Here is a 17,351-nt window from a genome sequence, read left to right as displayed (position 1 = left end):
ATGCGGCAGAGCCGCGAATCAGGCCAGCTTGGCGTTGAGGTCGGTATAGAGCAGCTCGGAATCGAGGCGCTCGTTCTCGTAGATGCGGTCAATCAGTTCCATCACTTCGAGCGCATGGGCGGAGCTGCCCGCCGTGATCGGCAGGCCCTTCTCCACGGCATCAAAGAAAATGCGCATTTCCTCATCCCACGAGGTATCGATCTCGTAGACGAAGCGCTCCTCGTCTTCCCAGTGCGCTGCCGGGGCCTTCGAGCGGTTGGTCGCGACGACCAGCTCCTCCTGACCATAGGAGTTGCTCGAGGTCTTGAGCCCGTTGAGGACCATGTAGCCCCGCTCCATGAACACTTCGAGACTGAACAGGTGGCGCCACTGGGTCATCGTCGAATGGAGCGAGGCGACGAGGCCGGTCTTCTTGTTGCGCATCTGCGCGAAGACGTTGTCCTCGATGCCGGGCTGATGCCAATAGACGCTGGAGACCATCGCCTGCACTTCGTCGAACCCGCCGCCGAGGTGGAGGAACAAGTCGAGCATGTGGATGCCCTGATCGATCAGGATGCCGCCGCCCGAAAGGCCCTTGTCCGCGCGCCAACCCTTGAGGAAGTCGGAATCGACCGACTTGCCGTAGCGGCCACGCATCCACAGCACACGGCCATATTGGCCGCTGTCGACCAACCCGCGCATGTGCTTCACCGCGCCGTGATGACGGTGGTTGAAGCCATACATCAGCTTGGCCTTGGTCTGGCGTTCGACGTCGCGGATATCGCGCACGTCCTGCCCGGTGAGTGCCGGCGGCTTCTCGCAGAACACGGCCTTGCCGGCACGCATCGCCGCGATGGTGACCGGCTTGTTGTAAACGTTGGCGGTGGCGATGAAGACGACATCGATCTCGGGATCGGCAACGAGCTCTTCCCAGTCGTCATAAAGCCTGATGCTGTCGGGCAGGTCGGTCGGCTGGGCGAAGGGATCGTGGACCGCAACAACAACGCCGCGTCCGGAGGCCTCGATCCGGTCGTGCCGCAGCCGACCCATCTTGCCGTACCCGATGATTCCAACCTTGATCATGCGAAACTACTCCGAAAAATCCGCCCCTCGCGCATCACGCAAGAGAACCAGTCGCGCGCGCCAATCTGCGGCGCATTTCGTGTGGCAGTGCCGGGGAGCATCCCTGCGGACGCAGTGCGACATGCGCCGGAAGATTTTGCAAAATCATGACGAATGCACGGATCTCCACCCCCTGGAACGCCTACCTCAGGCGTCAGTCGCCGAGACTGCGATTTGGGGCGGGAACTCGCCGACTTTGCCTGAAGGCCATAGCTTCGATCTCCACCCAGATCGCAGTCCGCCGTCGCCGGGTAACTGCAGCACGGAACCAGCCCGATATATGTCTTGTGGCATATTGCATTGCACAATGGCAAGCAAAATGGAACTAACTCTACTTAGGTAATGGATGCCAATTGACAGGGTCGGAAGCGCCCATGCCCAGCCGACCGGCCGCTATCTAAACGCTGTGCAAATTCAGTTTTTTGGAACCGAAAAGCTTCCGCTGACCCGGCCGCCGCTGCGCGTGGCGCCCGGCTCGCCGCCTGTCCCAGAGGGAGACAGCGCACCGCCGGACGAACGGCCATCGATGTTCGAGATGCCCGTGTTGAGATCGATCACCAGCCGCCCGCCGTTGAGCGTGTCCGTGCCGCGACGCAGTGCCACATTTCCGGCCATCGTAATGATCTTGCGGTCGAAATCATAGACCGCGACATCGCCGCTCGCACGCTCGTTGCCGCGCGTCACGATGACGCCGCCGGTCGCGTCGATTCGCTGGATCTGCAGCGAGCCGGCGTCCGTGTAGGCCACCGTCGTACGCGCGGCGCGCATCGTCAGATCGGCCTGAGTGATGTCGACGTTGCCGGAAAGCACGACGCGGTTTTGCTTGTCCTGCAACTCGATCCGGTCTGCAGCATAGTTGACCGGCGCCTTGCTGTTGTGCGCCGCAATCGCCTGCGCAGCCAGATGCTGAGCGCCCGCGACAAGCGCGGCAGATGCAGCAAAACCGATCGCGAATGAACGCAGCGGGCGGCTGGCTTTCAGAGCTTCAAGCAGCGTGGTCATGGCATCTTCAACTTGCCGGGTTCCATCGTCAGGCGAGCGTGGCCATCAAGTGTGATCGTCCGCGCTTCGAGATCGGCGCTTATCCTGTCGGCGGAGAAAGTGCCAGCCGGAATGCGCCCCTCGGCCCGGCCCTGACTGACCAGAAGGCGTTTGCCGATATCGATATCGGCACCGTCGGTGACCATTCGGTAGCCGTCGGACGTCTCGAAGTTGACCGGCGTCGGCACGTCGATCTTCTGCTTGGCGAAGTCGTACAGGCCCGCACCGGTCGTCAGGCTGGCTGGCCCGTCGTTCAGCATGACGCGCGCGGTGATGTCGCGCATCTCCACTTCGTCGCGCGTTTCGGAATGCTGCACCGCGCTGCCCGCAGTGACCGAGAAATTCCGCCCCGCATCGTCCTGCCCGCGGTACAGCGCGCTCACCACGCGCAGCCGGTCGCTCACCATCGCCACCTTGTTGCGGTCGAGCAGGAAACTGATGTCACCGCGCGGCGAAAACGGCGCGATCACCAGAACCGCGAGGAGCGCGCCGATCAGCGAGGGCATGCCCACCGCGATCAGCCGCACCATGCGATCGTGGAAGCCGCCTGGCGCCGCAAAGCGCTGCCGCCGCCCGCGCAGATCGTCGGCCTTGACCGTCATGCAGCCAGGTTCCGGGTGATTGTCACGCGCCCGGGCTCACTCGTGGCTGAAGATATCGCGATCCGCCCACCCGGCGATGTCGAGCAGCGCGCGTGTCGGCAGGAAATCGAAGCAGGCCTGCGCGATCTCGGTCCGGCCTTCGCGTGCCAGGCGCTCGATAAAGATCGCGTGCATGGCGTGAAGATAGCGCACGTCCGATGCTGCGTATTCCTGCTGCGCGTCACTTAGCGTCGGCGCGCCCCAGTCGCTCGATTGCTGCTGCTTGGAAATCTCCTTGCCGAGCAGTTCGCGCACCAGTTCCTTCAGGCCATGGCGATCGGTGTAGGTGCGCACCAGCTTCGAGGCGATCTTGGTGCAGAACACCGGCGCTGCCATCACCTTGAGGTAATAGTGGATCGCGGCGAGATCGAAACGGGCGAAGTGATAGAGCTTGAGCCGCGCCGGATCGGCCAGCACGGCCCGCAGATTGGGCGCGGCATAGTCGCTACCAGCCGCGAACCGCACGAGGTGCTCATCGCCGTGACCGTCCGAAATCTGCAGCAGGCAGAGCCGGTCACGCGGGGTGATCAGCCCCATGGTTTCGGTATCGACAGCAACCGGACCCGGCGCAAGCACGCCCTCGGGCAGGTCTTCTTCATGAAGGTAAACAGCCATCCGTTCCGCTTAGGCCTTCGGGACGATGGCGGCAAGCGGCGGAATGGGTCAGGTAGGGCGCATTACTTCCGTCCGACGCTGCTATAGTGCCATCCGGCGGCACGAACCTCGTCCGGGTTGTAGACGTTGCGCAGATCGACCAGCACGCGGTTGTTCACCAACCGGCCGACCCGCTCAAGATCGATGCCGCGGAACGCGTCCCATTCGGTCACGAGAACGACGGCATCCGCCCCGGTCACGGCTTCGTAGGCATTCTTGGCCATGGTCACTTCGGGCATCAGCGGAGCTGCCGCTTCCATGCCTTCCGGATCATAAGCCACGATCTGCGCGCCGGAGTCGAGCAGAGCCTGCACGATCGCGATCGACGGCGCGTCGCGCATGTCGTCGGTGTTGGGCTTGAACGTCAACCCGAGCAGCGCGATCCGCTGGCCGCGCCCATCGCCGACCCCGGCTTCCGCAATCGCGTCGATAACCTTGCGGCCCATGGCGCGCTTGCGGCTGTCGTTGACGCGAACGACCGCCTCGACGATTCGCACCGGGCTTGCATAGTCCTCGGCGGTCTTGAGCAAGGCGAGCGTGTCCTTGGGGAAGCAGCTGCCGCCATAGCCAGGACCGGCGTGGAGGAACTTTGAACCGATGCGGTTGTCGAGCCCGATGCCCCGCGCCACGTCCTGCACGTTGGCACCGACCTTTTCGCACAAGTCCGCCATCTCGTTGATGAAGGTGATCTTGGTCGCAAGGAATGCATTCGCCGCATACTTGATGAGTTCCGAGCTGCGACGGCCGGTAAACAGGAGCGGCGCCTTGTTCAGGAACAGTGGGCGATAGACTTCGCTCATCACGCCGCGCTCCCATTCCCCCTCGGCACCGAGGACAATGCGGTCAGGGCGCTTGAAATCGCCAATCGCAGCGCCCTCGCGCAGGAATTCGGGATTGGAAACCACCGCAAACTGCACGTTCGGCGCGCGTTCACGGATGATCCGCTCGACCTCGTCGCCCGTGCCGACCGGCACGGTCGACTTGGTCACGATCACGGCGGGGCTGGTCAGATTGTCGGCGATCTCATGGGCAACGGCATAGACGTAGGACAAGTCTGCATGGCCATCGCCGCGCCGCGAAGGCGTGCCCACTGCAATGAAGATGGCCTGCGCCCCGGCGATGGACGCCGCCAGATCGGTCGAAAACGACATGCGCCCGCTGCGGACGTTGGTCGCGACGAGTTCGGCCAGTCCCGGCTCGTAGATCGGCATGATCCCGACCTGCAGGCGCTCGATCTTGCTGGCGTCCTTGTCGATGCAAACGACATCGTGGCCGAAATCAGCAAAGCAGGCACCGGAAACGAGCCCGACATAGCCCGAACCCACCATTGCGATCTTCATGCGCGTATCCTCGAAACTTGGCCTTGCCCGTTAGCAATCCGCGCCGTGCCCATGCAAACGGTATTCCCGCCGCGCCGCTGGAGGGCTAACGCTGCGGCTTCATGACAAGCAGCTCCATCCCGGAAACCTGGCGCGCGGCGCTCGAACCTGTCCTTGCCAGCCGCCCGCTGCGCACGCTCGGCGGCTTTCTCAAGGCGGAGGAGGCTGCGGGCAAAACGATCTATCCGCCCGCAGGGACTCGCCTTGCCGCGCTGGAGCTCACGCCGCTGCCTGCTGTGCGGGTCGTCATCCTCGGGCAGGATCCCTATCACGGCCCCGGACAGGCGCATGGCCTGTCCTTTTCGGTGCGCCCCGGTGTGCCTGTGCCGCCCAGCCTGCTCAATATCTTCAAGGAGCAGGAAGCGGACCTAGGCCTGCCCCGCCCCGCGCATGGCCATCTCGAAAGCTGGGCCCGAGGCGGTGTCCTGCTCCTCAACACCGTGCTGACGGTCGAAGCGGGTCAAGCCGGGTCGCACCAGGGCAAGGGCTGGGAACTGTTCACCGATGCGGCGATCCGCGCGGTGACGGAGCGCTCTACACCGTGTGCCTACTTGCTCTGGGGCAGCCATGCCCGCGCCAAGGCCCCGCTGATCCGCGAAGCCAGCGCCGGCCCGCACCTCATCCTCGAAGCCCCGCACCCCAGCCCGCTCTCTGCACACCGCGGCTTCCTCGGCTGCCGGCATTTCAGCAAGGCAAATGCGTGGCTGGAGGAACAGGACGCCGCGGCGATCGATTGGCGCCTGCCGGCCTAAAGCCAGCCGATTCGCCGAAACCGCCACAAGAGCCCACCGCAGATCATGGCGATCAGGCCCCAGACCATCGGATAGCCCCAGCGCCAGTGCAGTTCGGGGATGTTGTCAAAGTTCATCCCGTAAATGCCGGCAATCGCAGTTGGCACCGCAAGGATCGCTGCCCACGCCGCAAGCTGGCGGGTAATCACGCCCTGCCGGTGCTGCTCGAGCAGCCCCGCCGTCTCGACCGTGGCCGCGAGCGTTTCCTTGAGGCTCTGCATCCGCGCCATCGCCCGGCGTACGTGGTCAAGCACGTCGCGGAACCAGATCCGCGCCGAAGGATCGATCACTGGCAGGTCCGCCTCGGCAAGGCGCAAGGTGAGTTCCTCCATCGGCCCGATGATCCGCTCGAAGCGGCGCAGTTCGCGGCGCAGGCGGAAGATGCGGCGGATCGTTATCGGATCGGGGAACTGGTCGATCGCGGCTTCCTCGATGGCGTGCGCTACTTCCTCGAACTGGTCGGCGATAGGCAGATAGCCATCGACAATGAAATCAAGCACGGCGTGGAGCACATAGTCCGCTCCCTCGGCGAGGTGCTCGGTATCGGCCTCAAGCGCGCGGCGCAGATCCGCGTGCGCGCGCGCAGAACCCATCCGCACCGTGACGATGAACCGCGCGCCGAGGAACATCGACGTCTGCCCGTACGTGATCGTATCGCCGCCCGGATCCATCATCGCGGTCCGCGCCACGACAAAGAGCTGCTGGCCGTAGAGATCGACCTTGGGCAACTGGCGCGGGTTCAGCGCGTCCTCGATCGCCAGCGGATGAAGCCCGAACTGGCGTCCCACGCGCGCCATTTCCTCCGCAGTCGGATCGCACAGCCCAATCCAGTCGAAGCAGCCGCGCGGCAGGGCCTCTTCGATCACCGGGTCGCCGGTGAGGGCGAGATCGGCCGGTTCGGGCTTCCCCTCGGTATAACGGCGCGCGGCGATGATCGGCATGGCCTTCCTTCTGTCGCGGCGCACCCGAAAGCGCAATCACCTGCGTTTAATCGCCCATTGAAACAGACTGGCAATCATGGCCCCGACTGCTATCATGCATGTCAATAACACGGGAGAACACCATGGGTTTCGAGGGCACGCGCCGCAGCGGGCAGCCGGACATCGACGTCGCGATCATCGGCGCAGGCCTCTCCGGCATCGGCATGGCCGCGCACATGCAGATGATCTGCCCCGACCGCAGCTACGCCCTGTTCGAACGCCGCCCGCAACTTGGCGGCACCTGGGATCTGTTCCGCTACCCCGGCGTCCGCTCTGACAGCGACATGCATACGCTCGGTTTCATCTTCGAGCCGTGGAAGCACGAAAAGTCGATCGCCGATGGGCCCTCGATCCTCGAGTATCTCAACCGCATCGTCGATGAGCGCGGCATCCGCCAGCACATCCGCTTCGAGACCAAGGTCGTCTCGGCCAACTGGGAAAGCGCGAACGCATGGTGGGTAATCACCACCGAGGCCGAGGACGGCCAGCGCAGCCGCACCACGGCGCGGTTCCTCTACCTTGGCTCGGGTTACTACGATTACGACACGCCCTATGATCCCGCGATCCCCGGCCGCGAGGACTTTGCCGGCAAGATCATCCACCCGCAGTTCTGGCCGGAAGACTACGACTACAGCGGCAAGCGCGTTGTCGTGATCGGCTCGGGCGCGACGGCCGTCACCATCGTCCCGGCGATGGCGAAGCAGGCAGCGCACGTAACGATGCTCCAGCGCACGCCGACATGGTACGCCATCCGCCCCGCGCGCGACGCCATCGCCAACACGCTGCGCAAGTTCCTGCCCGAGAAGCTCGCCTACAAGATCACGCGCTTCAAGAACGTCACGATGCAGAGCATCGTGTTCAAGCGGGCGCGGAACGAGCCGCAGAAGGTCAAGGACTTCCTGACCAAGAAGCTGCAGGAAGCGCTCGGCCCCAAGTACGATCCGGCCACGTTCACCCCGCCCTACAACCCGTGGGAACAGCGCCTGTGCCTCGTGCCCGATGGCGACCTGTTCCACGCCATGAACGCGGGCAAGGCGGACATTGTCACCGACCATATCGAGCGGATCGATGCCAAGGGCATCCAGCTCAAGTCGGGCAAGCGGCTCGATTGCGACGTGATCGTCACCGCCACCGGCCTTGCCCTCGCCATGGCGGGCAAGATCGCGCTCGGCATGGACGGCCAGCCAGTGCGGATGAACGAGCGCTGGTACTACAAGGGCTGCATGTATTCGAACCTGCCCAACCTCGCGCAGGTGTTCGGCTACCTCAACGCATCATGGACTCTGCGCGCGGATATCGACGCCGATTACGTCTGCCGCCTGCTCAACCACATGAAGAAGGTGGGCGCAGACATTGCGACGCCGGTGCTGACCGACGAAAGCACGCTGACGCCTGACACCCCGCTCGACCTATCCTCCGGCTACATCCAGCGCGGGCTATCGATCCAGCCGAAGAATGCGAAGGACATGCCGTGGCGGCTCAACCAGGACTATGTCTGGGACCGCAAGTACATGAAGGAAAGCCCGCTCGACGACGGGATCATGCACTTCGGCAAGGCAACGGGCGCGGTTGCGGCGACGGCTGGCGAGGTAGTCGAACCGGCGGAGTGAGGCGGCGAAAACCTACACTCCCAACCCCCTCCTCTAGAGAGGCGGGGGCTTTCCTTTCCAGCCGCATCAAAGCCCCATTGCACGCAATCCGGTTTGCGCTATCGCTCTGCGCATGACCGACACATCCCGTATCTGGACCGCCGCACTGATTGTCGTGGGCGATGAGATCCTCTCTGGCCGCACGCACGACAAGAACATTGCGCAAGTGGCGACGTGGCTGGGGGTGCAAGGCATCCGCCTGCGCGAAGTGCGCGTGGTGCCGGATGACATGGCGGCGATCATCGAGGCGGTGAATGCACTGCGGGCGCGCAACGACTACCTGTTCACGACGGGCGGGATCGGGCCGACGCATGATGATATCACCGTCGACGCCGTGGCCGAGGCGCTGGGCGTGCCGGTGGTGATCCACCCTGAGGCCGAAGCCATGCTCACCCGCTATTACGAAACGCGCGGCGGCATCAATCCGGCGCGGCTGCGCATGGCGCGCGTGCCTGAAGGCGCGGACCTCATCCCCAACCGACTGTCGGGTGCGCCGGGGATCCAGGTGGGCAACGTGTTCTTGATGGCGGGCGTACCAGGAATCACCGCGCAGATGCTCGATGGCCTCACCGGAACGTTGGAAGGCGGCGCACCGCTGCTTTCCGCCACCGTTGGCTGCTGGGTGGCAGAAAGCGAGATCGCCGATCTGCTGCGCGAGACCGAGAAGACGCACGAGGGGTGCCAGATCGGCAGCTATCCGTTCTTCCGTGAGGGGCGCGTGGGCGCGAACTTTGTCATTCGCTCGACCGATCAGACGGTGCTCGATGCCGTGGCACAAGTGCTGATCGATGGCCTCGCTGCGCTGGGCCGCGAGGCGGTGCCGGGGGGCATCTGACTATCCGCGCGACTGCCGGGGCCGCTGCGCTGCTGGCGCTGGCGGCCTGCGCGCCGACGCTCTCCCGTTTCGAAGCGACGCTCGCGGCAAATGACAGCGCCACGGCTGCCTTGCAGCAATGGTGCGCGGCACGGGGCATTGCCGCGCCGGCTCAAATCGTGGCCGAGAGCAACCGCGGCGAGCAGGAAACGGCTTCTCCTGCCATTCGGGCGACGCTTGGTGTGGCAGCGGAGGAACCGCTCACCTTCCGCCATGTGCGGCTGCGCTGCGGCAGCGCGGTGCTGTCCGATGCGAAGAACTGGTATGTGCCGGCGCGGCTGACCCCGGCGATGAACACCACGCTCGAAACCACGCAAACGCCCTTCGGCACGGTAGTGCGCCCGCTTGGCTTCCACCGCGAGCGACTTGAAAGCCGGCGGGGCCGCGCAGCGGAGTGCCCTGCAGGAACGGTGCTCTCGCACAAGGCCGTGCTGCGCCTGCCCGATGGGCGCGGGATCAGCTTTGTGGCGGAATGCTATACCCGCGCCAATCTCGCGAAAGGGGCAGGCTGATGCGCATACTCCTCACCGGCTCCTCGGGCTGGCTTGGCCGCTTCCTCGCTCCAGCCCTCCGCGCGGCGGGCCACACCGTGACAGGGCTCGATCTCGCGCCGGGGCCGGAAACGCATGTGCTGGGCAGCGTGGCCGACCGCAGCGTGGTCGATCGCGCGATGGGCCTAGGCATCGATGCGGTGATCCACACGGCGGCGCTCCACAAACCGGACATCGCCCGCTATCCGGTGCAGGCCTTTGTCGACGTCAACGTCACCGGCACACTCAACCTGCTGGAGGCTGCGAAGGCGGCTGGGCACGACCGCTTCGTGATGACCTCGACAACCTCGCTGATGATCAGCGAAGCGATCAGACAGGAAAAGGCCGCGGAGGCGGTGTGGCTAAACGAGCAGACCGGACCGCTGGCGCCGCGCAACATCTATGGTGTGACCAAGCTGGCGGCGGAGGGGCTGTGCCGGCTCTATGCCGCCGAACACGGGCTGGCATCGGTGGTGCTGCGAACCTCGCGGTTCTTTCCGGAGGATGACGATACGCACAAGCAGCCGTCGGGCGAGAACCTCAAGGCGATCGAACTGCTGCACCGCCGGTTGACAGTCGAAGATGCCGCCGCCGCGCACATCACGGCGCTGGAGAAGGCGCCGCAACTCGGCTTCGGGCTCTATATTGCCAGCGCGCCGACGCCGTTCGCCCGTCAGGACGCGGCGGCGCTCAAGTCGGATGCCGCAGCCTTGATCCGGGAGCGCTTCCCCGAAACCGAAGCCCTGTTCGCCGCACGCGGCTGGCAACTGCCGCCAAGCCTCGGCCGGGTCTACGACGCAGGCCTTGCGGAGCGGGAACTAGGCTGGCGGGCGCAGACTGATTTCGCGGCGGTGCTGGACGCGCTGCGGACCGGCGCACCGCTGCCTTTCGCGCATGACCCGGGTTACACGTCGCCGCTCGTCGCAGGGCGCTGATTCGAAAAAGGCCGGGAAGGTTTCCCCTCCCAGCCCTTTTGGGTTCGCAGCAAAGCTGGCGATCAGCCGCCGTGGACTTCCGCCACGTCGACCTTGAGGCCGGGGCCCATCGACGAGGAGAGGCCAACCTTGCGCAAATACTTGCCCTTGGCGCCAGCGGGTTTCGCCTTGATGATCGCATCGACGAACGCATCGAAGTTGGCGCGCAGCGCCTCGTTCGAGAAGCTCATCTTGCCGATGCCGCCGTGGATGATGCCGGCCTTTTCGACGCGGAATTCGATCTGGCCGGCCTTCGCCGCCTTGACCGCATCAGCAACGTTCGGGGTGACGGTGCCAAGCTTCGGGTTCGGCATCAGGCCCTTGGGGCCCAGCACCTTGCCGAGGCGGCCGACGATGCCCATCATGTCGGGCGTCGCGATCACGCGGCCGTAGTCGAGGTTGCCGTTCTGCATGTCCTCAAGCAGGTCTTCGGCGCCAACCTTGTCAGCACCAGCGGCCAGAGCGGCTTCAGCCTTGTCACCGCGCGCGAACACGGCGACCTTGACGTCCTTGCCGGTGCCCGAGGGCAGCGTGACCATGCCGCGGACCATCTGGTCAGCGTGGCGCGGATCGACGCCGAGGTTGAGCGCAACCTCGAGCGATTCGTCGAACTTGGTGCGCTTCAGATCCTTCAGGAGCTGGATCGCCTCATCAACGCCATAGAGCTTCTGGTTGTCGCCCAGCTTTTCCGCGAGGGACTTCTTGTTCTTGGTCATCTTCATCGGATCAGCCCTCCACCTGCAGGCCCATGGCGCGCGCCGAGCCTTCGATGATCTTGATTGCCGCGTCTTCGTCGTTGGCGTTCAGATCCTTCATCTTGAGCGCGGCGACTTCAGCGAGCTGGGCACGAGTGATCTTGCCTGCCGAGATCTTGCCGGGCTCCTTCGAGCCGGACTTGAGACCGAGGACCTTCTTAATGAGGAAGGTGGCCGGCGGGGTCTTCGTCACGAAAGTGAACGACTTGTCCGAATAGACCGTGATGATCGTGGGCAGCGGGGTGCCCTTTTCAACTTCCTGCGTAGCGGCGTTGAATTCCTTGCAGAAACCCATGATGTTGACACCGCGCTGACCAAGCGCGGGCCCGATCGGCGGCGAGGGCTTCGCTTCACCAGCTGCAACCTGCAGCTTGATGTAACCATCAATTTTCTTGGCCACGATTGGCCTCCTTTCGTCCTGTTGGAGCCATTTCAGCCCCGCAGAGTGAGCGGTCAGACAGATGCTGGCCCACAGAGCCGGGCATCCTCCCGCACGGAATCAGGCGGGGTGACACCCCACCGGAAGTCGGCGCGCATAGCGGGGACAGGCGGGTTTGGCAATGGGGCGCATCCGGCGCGCGCCTGTCGGAGCTGCGCGGCCAAATCGGTGCGACCAGTCGTTGCGCTTTGGCGGTGTTCGGTTATCCCTTGCGGGTCCAACCGCTTGTCCGGGGCCTCACTTGCACAAAACGCTATTCGGCGCAGCCGTACTTTCCACGCTCGCCAGCACCTCGGCCCATGCCGGAGACAAAGTCCTCGTCGCGCCCGTCCCTGCGTGGGTGGCACCGGCACCGCCTGTTCTGAAGGCCGAAAGCGCGGTGCGCTTCGACGAGCAGGTGCAGGTCGATGGCGACACCACCACCGTCTACATCGATACCATGCGCCAGGCCTCAAGCCCCGAGGCGCTGTTGCAGATGGGCACGGTGACACTGCCGTGGCAGCCCGACCACGGCGATCTCACCTTGCACAAGCTGGAGATCATCCGCGGCGATCAGGTGATCGACGCGCTCGGCAAAGGCGAAGGCATCACCGTGATCCGCCGCGAGGCAGGGCTCGAGCGGCTGATGGTCGATGGCCAACTCACCGCCGTGAAGCATATCGAAGGCCTCAGGGTCGGCGATGTGCTGCGGATGGTATTCACCATTTCCGAACGCGACAGCGCGCTGGCGGGCCATGTGCAGGATGGGCTTGTGCTGCTGCCGGCGCCGCTCAAGGTCGGCTTTGGCCGCGCGAGGCTGGTGTGGAGGACAGCCAACCCGCTGACGGTAAAATCGCTTGCGCCGGGGCTGACACCCACGCCGAAGCCGGTTGACGCGACATGGACCGAAATCGTGGTTTCGCTGCCGGTGGCGAAGCTTCCCGATGCGGCGAAGAACGCGCCGAGCCGGTTCGCGGCGCTGCCCTTGCTTCAATTCACCACCTTCCCGGACTGGGCCTCCGTCGCCAAGGTGATGGCGCCGCTTTACGCGGTGAAGGACACCATTGCGCCGGGTTCGGACCTTGCCGCGCGGGTGGATGCGATTGCCGCGCGCTCGCCCGATCCGGTGCGCCGCATGGCGGATGCGCTGCGGTTGGTGCAGGACGAAGTGCGCTATGAACTGATCGCGATGGGCAACGGCAACTACGTGCCGCAAGCGCCCGCCGATACCTGGTCCAAGCGCTATGGCGATTGCAAGGCGAAGACGCTGCTGCTGCTGGCGGTGCTCGACCGGCTGGGAATCAAGGCCGAACCGGTGATGGCCAGCAGCAAGCGCGGCGATGCGGTGCCGGACATGGTGCCCGCCGCGCTGGCGTTCGACCATGTCTTCGTCCACGCCAAGGTGGGCGAGGAGGACTTCTGGCTCGACGGCACGATGCTCGGCTCGCGCCTTGCCGATATCCGCGACGTGCCGCGCTATGGCACCGTGCTGCCGATGGGCGGCAGCATCGAGGGCAGCAAGCCGGCGCTCTTGGCGCTGCCGCTGCGCGCGCATGCACGGCCCGATATCGACGCGGACCTCACTTATGACATGACCGCCGGGCCGCACCTTGCAACGCCCTACCACCTGACACTGCGCTACAACGGCACTTATGCCGCGTCCTACAAGGTCGATCCGGGTCCGAACTACGACGAGAAGCTGACTAGCTTTGCCGAAAAGGCCGCGACCAACTGGGTTGGTGACACCTTCGTCGGCAAGGCTCGCTCTGCGTGGGATGCCGATGCGGCGGTGTGGACGCTGGACTTCGACGGCATCGCCTACCCCAACTGGAAATACCGCGACGGGCACTATGCGCTGGCCGTGCCGCCCGGCCTGAAGGTGACTTATGACGCCCCGCGTGACCGGGCGGCGTGGCGGGCCATCCCCGCGCTGATCAGCGATCCGTGGCATGCGCGGCTGCGCACAGCGTGGATCCTGCCCGATGCGGGCAAGGGCGTGACGCTGAGCGGCGGCGATCCGGGCGGCCTCGACCTCCCCGCCGCGACATGGCAGCGCCGTCTTGCGCTTGCCGGGGGCACGCTCTCGGAAGAGATCGTTTCGCGCGAGAGCGGCGCCGAAATCGCGCCCGACAAGGCGAGCAGCACCGCCAAGGCCATTTCCGACGCGATGGAGCGCACGGCCCGGCTCTCGCTCGATCCAGCCTATCCCAAGTGGTGGGACGACGTGGCGCGGCGCAAGAGCAGCCCGGCACTCGCCAAGGCCCGCGCGATCTTCGACACGCGCATTGCCGACAAGCCCGACGACGCCAGCCGCCTGACCGACCGCGCGTGGTTCGAACGCACGCTGTTCAACTGGGCCGCCGCCGAAGCGGATTATACCCGTGCGATTGCGCTGGACGCTTCGGCAGACCGCTACCTCAAGCGTTCGGACCTGCGCAGCAAGGTGGGCAACCGCGCTGGTTCGCTGGCCGACGCGCAGGCGGCCTATGACCTCGAACAGGGCAATGCGGACGCGCGCAGCACGCTCTCCTACGAACTGATCGAGGCGGGCAAGGTAGACGAAGGGATGGACCTGCTGCCCACCGATCTCGACATCGCGACTGACGACGGGCTTTCGAATTTCCTCGAGAAGATCGACCGGCTCGAGCAGGCCGACCGGCATGACGAGGCTCTTTCCATGCTCGACGAAGCGCTGGAGAAGCGTGGTTCCTCAGCCAAGCTGCGCAATGCGCGCTGCTGGTATCTGGCCCTGCGCAACACCGCGCTCGATACAGCGCTGACCGATTGCAACAAGGCGATCGAACTCGATTCCGATCCAGCGATGTACATGGACAGCCGCGCGCTGGTGCACTTCCGCGCCGGCCGCCTCAAGGAAGCCATGGCCGACTACGAAGCCGCGCTGGCGGCGGAGCCTGAGCAGACGGCATCGCTGTTCATGGCCGGCATCGTGGCAGACCGCATGGGTGACAAGGCCAAGGCGGCGGCGCTGTCAAAGGCGGCGAAGACGGTGTTCCCGGATGTGGGGCACTTCTACGCGCATTACGGGATCAAGCCGTAAGAGCCGCGGCGTCCTTGTTCGAGATGGCTGGCTTCGCTTTGAAGTCAGCCAAGGGGCAGCACAACGCGGCGCGGTTCGTTACGCTCGCGGTAAAGAGGCGGTGGTAGCAGGGGCGAACGCCCCCGCCCCCTTACTTGACCAGTTCGACTTCCTCGAAGCTGAGTTCGACCGGCGTTGCACGGCCGAAGATCGAGACGGCGACCTTGACGCGCTGCTTCTCGAAATCGAGCTCTTCCACGGTGCCGTTGAACGAGGCGAACGGGCCGGCGTTGACCTTGACCGAATCGCCGATCTCGTAATCGACCAGTACCTGCTTGCGCGGCTCGGCGGCAGCGGCTTCACGCGCGCCGAAGTAGCGGGCGGCCTCCTTGTCGGAAATCGGCTGCGGCTTGTTGTTGTTGCCGAGGAAGCCGGTGACCTTGGGCGTGTTCTTGACGAGGTGGTAGATATCGTCGTTCATCGCCAGCTTGGCGAGCACGTAGCCCGGCATGAACTTGCGCTCGACCTGAACCTTCTTGCCGCGCTTCACTTCGGTCACGGTTTCGGTGGGCACCTCGACCGCCTCGACCAGCTGCGAAAGGCCGATGCGTTCGGCTTCGGCGAGGATGGCTTCCTTCACCTTGTTCTCGAAGCCGGAATAGGCGTGAATGATGTACCAGCGGGCCATGGGTTAAATCCTTGGGAAAATCGGGGAATGCGCGTTCAGGCGCCAAGCATCAGGCAAGCGACAGCAGCGAACGCACGACCAGGCTGAAAATCGAATCGATGCCGAGGAAGAACACCGCGAGGATGAGCATCATGATGCCGACGAAGATCGCGGTCGAGGTCGTCTCGGCGCGAGTCGGCCAGATCACCTTGCGCGCTTCGGCGCGGACCTGGTTGATGAATTCACCGGGGCTCAGCTTTGCCATCACGTATTCCTGCTCTCGCTTGCGCCGGGAGGGGCGCCTTCACGGCTTCCGGCTAGGCCTCATCGCCGCCCCGGACAGGTCCGGGAGGGGCAGGTGAAGTTTCCGATGTCGGAAGAAGCACGGCATTTAAGCGCTGGGCGGGAACTTGGCAAGAGCGGCACAATCACGCCTCACCTGACCCGCTCACCCTGAGCTTGTCGAAGCACGTCCTGAGCGGCTGCTGCAGGCAGCCAGCCGAAGGGGGTGCTGGAACTGGCGCCGCGCATGATGCTTCGACAAGCTCAGCATGAGCGGGGTTGGGGTAGGTCGCGGGTACTGCAAATCAGATCGTGCTGGTATCGATCACGAAGCGATAGCGTACGTCGCTCTTCAGCATGCGCTGGTAGGCGCCCTCAATCTCTTCCATGCGAATCAGTTCGATGTCGGAGACCACGCCGTGTTCGGCGCAGAAATCGAGCATTTCCTGGGTCTCCGCGATGCCACCGATCAGCGAGCCGGCAAGGCTGCGGCGCCGCGTGAGGAAGTGGAACAACGTGGGCATCGGGTGCGGCTTTTCCGGCCCGCCGACCATGACCATCGTGCCGTTGCGCTTCAGCGTCAGCAGGTAGGGATCGAGATCGTGACTGTGCGAGACGGTGTTGATGATGAGATCGAGGCTCTCGCGCGCGGCCTTCATTGCCCCCTTGTCGGTGGACACGACGACGTGGTGTGCGCCCAGATCGCGGATCGCCGCTTCCTTGGCCGGATTGGTGGTGAACGCGGTCACCTCAGCGCCCAGCGCGCGGGCGAGCTTGACCGCCATGTGGCCGAGTCCGCCAATCCCGACGACACCGACACGCTTGCCCGGCCCTGCCTGCCAGTGGCGCAGCGGCGACCATGTGGTGATCCCGGCACACAGCAGCGGCGCGACGGCGGCGAGCTGCTCCTTGGGGTGGCGAATAGCCAGCACATAGGCCTGATCGACGACGATTCGCTCGGAATAGCCGCCGAGCGTGTGCCCCGGCGCATCAGGAGTGGGCGAATTGTAGGTGCCGGTCATCCCGCTGGCGCAAAACTGCTCAAGCCCCTCGCCACAGGCGGAACACGTGCGGCAGCTATCGACGATGCAGCCGACGCCGACCGTGTCACCGGGCGCGAATCGCGTGACGGCGCTGCCGACCGCGCTGACCGTGCCGACGATCTCGTGCCCCGGCACGCAGGGATAGAGCGTGCCGCCCCATTCGCTGCGCACGGTGTGAAGATCGGAATGGCAGACGCCGCAGAAGGCGATCTCGATCACCACATCGCTGGGCCCCGCCTCGCGGCGCTCGATGGCATAGGGCCCGAGCGGCTTGTCGGCGGCCTCTGCGGCATAGGCTTTGACGGTCATGGGAAAGGCTTTCGGCAGGAGGAATGGCTTGCCGGCGCACCATGGCATCCGGCACCGCCCGCAGCAAACTCATGAAAGTGGGGAAACGGCGCGACGTTCCTGTTGGAACGTGGCAGGAGTGGAGGGATTCGAACCCCCGGCCCTCGGTTTTGGAGACCGATGCTCTACCAGCTGAGCTACACTCCTGTGCCGGAGAAGCGCCCTTAGTGGGTTGACGCGGCCAGCG

General features: G+C 64.8%; 17 protein-coding genes and 1 tRNA gene. 6 read left to right on the top strand and 12 right to left on the bottom strand.

What is annotated here, in order from left to right; translation table 11 throughout:
* Window positions 1-18 precede the first annotated feature (18 nt).
* From NSE01_RS07500 to NSE01_RS07480, 5 genes are all read right to left on the bottom strand, one after another.
* On the bottom strand, window positions 19-1,062 hold the full coding sequence (locus NSE01_RS07500; protein WP_147158985.1) for a Gfo/Idh/MocA family protein: 1,044 nt from the start codon (window positions 1,060-1,062) through the stop codon (window positions 19-21).
* A gap of 453 nt (window positions 1,063-1,515) precedes the next feature.
* On the bottom strand, window positions 1,516-2,103 hold the full coding sequence (locus NSE01_RS07495; protein ID WP_147158984.1) for an LptA/OstA family protein: 588 nt from the start codon (window positions 2,101-2,103) through the stop codon (window positions 1,516-1,518).
* Window positions 2,100-2,744, bottom strand: coding sequence for an LPS export ABC transporter periplasmic protein LptC (locus NSE01_RS07490; protein ID WP_147158983.1), 645 nt, complete (start codon window positions 2,742-2,744; stop codon window positions 2,100-2,102). The genes NSE01_RS07495 and NSE01_RS07490 overlap by 4 nt, the downstream gene beginning before the upstream one ends.
* A gap of 36 nt (window positions 2,745-2,780) precedes the next feature.
* Entirely contained in the window at window positions 2,781-3,398 is a 618-nt protein-coding gene (locus NSE01_RS07485) for a ribonuclease D (RefSeq protein WP_147158982.1), read from the bottom strand.
* A gap of 62 nt (window positions 3,399-3,460) precedes the next feature.
* Window positions 3,461-4,777 carry a UDP-glucose dehydrogenase family protein gene (locus NSE01_RS07480; RefSeq protein ID WP_147158981.1) on the bottom strand — a complete coding sequence of 439 codons (1,317 nt, stop codon included), beginning with the start codon at window positions 4,775-4,777 and terminating at the stop codon, window positions 3,461-3,463.
* A gap of 101 nt (window positions 4,778-4,878) precedes the next feature.
* Between NSE01_RS07480 and ung the strand changes: the two genes are divergently transcribed.
* Complete coding sequence (ung, locus tag NSE01_RS07475; protein ID WP_147158980.1) at window positions 4,879-5,568, top strand: uracil-DNA glycosylase; 690 nt, start codon at window positions 4,879-4,881, stop codon at window positions 5,566-5,568.
* Here the strand turns inward: ung and NSE01_RS07470 are convergent.
* Complete coding sequence (locus NSE01_RS07470) at window positions 5,565-6,548, bottom strand: magnesium and cobalt transport protein CorA (RefSeq protein WP_147158979.1); 984 nt, start codon at window positions 6,546-6,548, stop codon at window positions 5,565-5,567. The genes ung and NSE01_RS07470 overlap by 4 nt on opposite strands.
* A 122-nt stretch (window positions 6,549-6,670) precedes the next feature.
* Here NSE01_RS07470 and NSE01_RS07465 point away from each other — a divergent pair, with 122 nt between their 5' ends.
* The 4 genes from NSE01_RS07465 (at window position 6,671) to NSE01_RS07450 (ending at window position 10,575) form a co-directional block, all read left to right on the top strand.
* The gene (locus NSE01_RS07465; protein ID WP_147158978.1) at window positions 6,671-8,197 is read left to right on the top strand and encodes a flavin-containing monooxygenase; all 1,527 of its coding nucleotides are present in this window, start codon (window positions 6,671-6,673) and stop codon (window positions 8,195-8,197) included.
* Between the two features lie 112 nt (window positions 8,198-8,309).
* Window positions 8,310-9,071: a competence/damage-inducible protein A gene (locus tag NSE01_RS07460; RefSeq protein ID WP_147158977.1), complete on the top strand. Its 762-nt coding sequence runs from the start codon at window positions 8,310-8,312 to the stop codon at window positions 9,069-9,071.
* Between the two features lie 158 nt (window positions 9,072-9,229).
* Entirely contained in the window at window positions 9,230-9,622 is a 393-nt protein-coding gene (locus NSE01_RS07455; protein ID WP_147158976.1) for a hypothetical protein, read from the top strand.
* Window positions 9,622-10,575 carry an NAD-dependent epimerase/dehydratase family protein gene (locus NSE01_RS07450; protein WP_147158975.1) on the top strand — a complete coding sequence of 318 codons (954 nt, stop codon included), beginning with the start codon at window positions 9,622-9,624 and terminating at the stop codon, window positions 10,573-10,575. The genes NSE01_RS07455 and NSE01_RS07450 overlap by 1 nt, the downstream gene beginning before the upstream one ends.
* A gap of 62 nt (window positions 10,576-10,637) precedes the next feature.
* Here the strand turns inward: NSE01_RS07450 and rplA are convergent, their stop codons facing one another.
* Both rplA and rplK read right to left on the bottom strand, forming a co-directional pair.
* Window positions 10,638-11,336: a 50S ribosomal protein L1 gene (gene rplA / locus NSE01_RS07445; protein WP_147158974.1), complete on the bottom strand. Its 699-nt coding sequence runs from the start codon at window positions 11,334-11,336 to the stop codon at window positions 10,638-10,640.
* 4 nt (window positions 11,337-11,340) lie between these two features.
* Window positions 11,341-11,769, bottom strand: coding sequence for a 50S ribosomal protein L11 (rplK, locus tag NSE01_RS07440; RefSeq protein ID WP_067906229.1), 429 nt, complete (start codon window positions 11,767-11,769; stop codon window positions 11,341-11,343).
* A 280-nt stretch (window positions 11,770-12,049) separates the two neighbouring features.
* On the opposite strand from rplK, the gene NSE01_RS07435 reads away from it, so the two are divergent.
* Window positions 12,050-14,845, top strand: a complete 2,796-nt coding sequence (locus NSE01_RS07435; RefSeq protein ID WP_170233782.1) for a DUF3857 domain-containing protein — start codon at window positions 12,050-12,052, stop codon at window positions 14,843-14,845.
* A 130-nt stretch (window positions 14,846-14,975) separates the two neighbouring features.
* Here NSE01_RS07435 and nusG read toward each other — a convergent pair whose 3' ends face one another.
* From nusG to NSE01_RS07415, 4 genes are all read right to left on the bottom strand, one after another.
* Window positions 14,976-15,512, bottom strand: coding sequence for a transcription termination/antitermination protein NusG (gene nusG / locus NSE01_RS07430; RefSeq protein WP_147158972.1), 537 nt, complete (start codon window positions 15,510-15,512; stop codon window positions 14,976-14,978).
* A 49-nt stretch (window positions 15,513-15,561) separates the two neighbouring features.
* Window positions 15,562-15,756: a preprotein translocase subunit SecE gene (gene secE / locus NSE01_RS07425; protein WP_147158971.1), complete on the bottom strand. Its 195-nt coding sequence runs from the start codon at window positions 15,754-15,756 to the stop codon at window positions 15,562-15,564.
* Between the two features lie 322 nt (window positions 15,757-16,078).
* Window positions 16,079-17,125 carry an NAD(P)-dependent alcohol dehydrogenase gene (locus NSE01_RS07420; RefSeq protein ID WP_147158970.1) on the bottom strand — a complete coding sequence of 349 codons (1,047 nt, stop codon included), beginning with the start codon at window positions 17,123-17,125 and terminating at the stop codon, window positions 16,079-16,081.
* 110 nt (window positions 17,126-17,235) lie between these two features.
* Window positions 17,236-17,311 (bottom strand) — tRNA-Trp (locus tag NSE01_RS07415).
* Window positions 17,312-17,351 lie beyond the last annotated feature (40 nt).

The organism is Novosphingobium sediminis (genome assembly GCF_007991615.1).
Classification (GTDB): Bacteria; Pseudomonadota; Alphaproteobacteria; order Sphingomonadales; family Sphingomonadaceae; genus Novosphingobium; species Novosphingobium sediminis.
The sequence above is the reverse complement of the archived record's forward strand: the minus strand, read 5'-3'. Positions and strand labels throughout refer to the sequence as shown.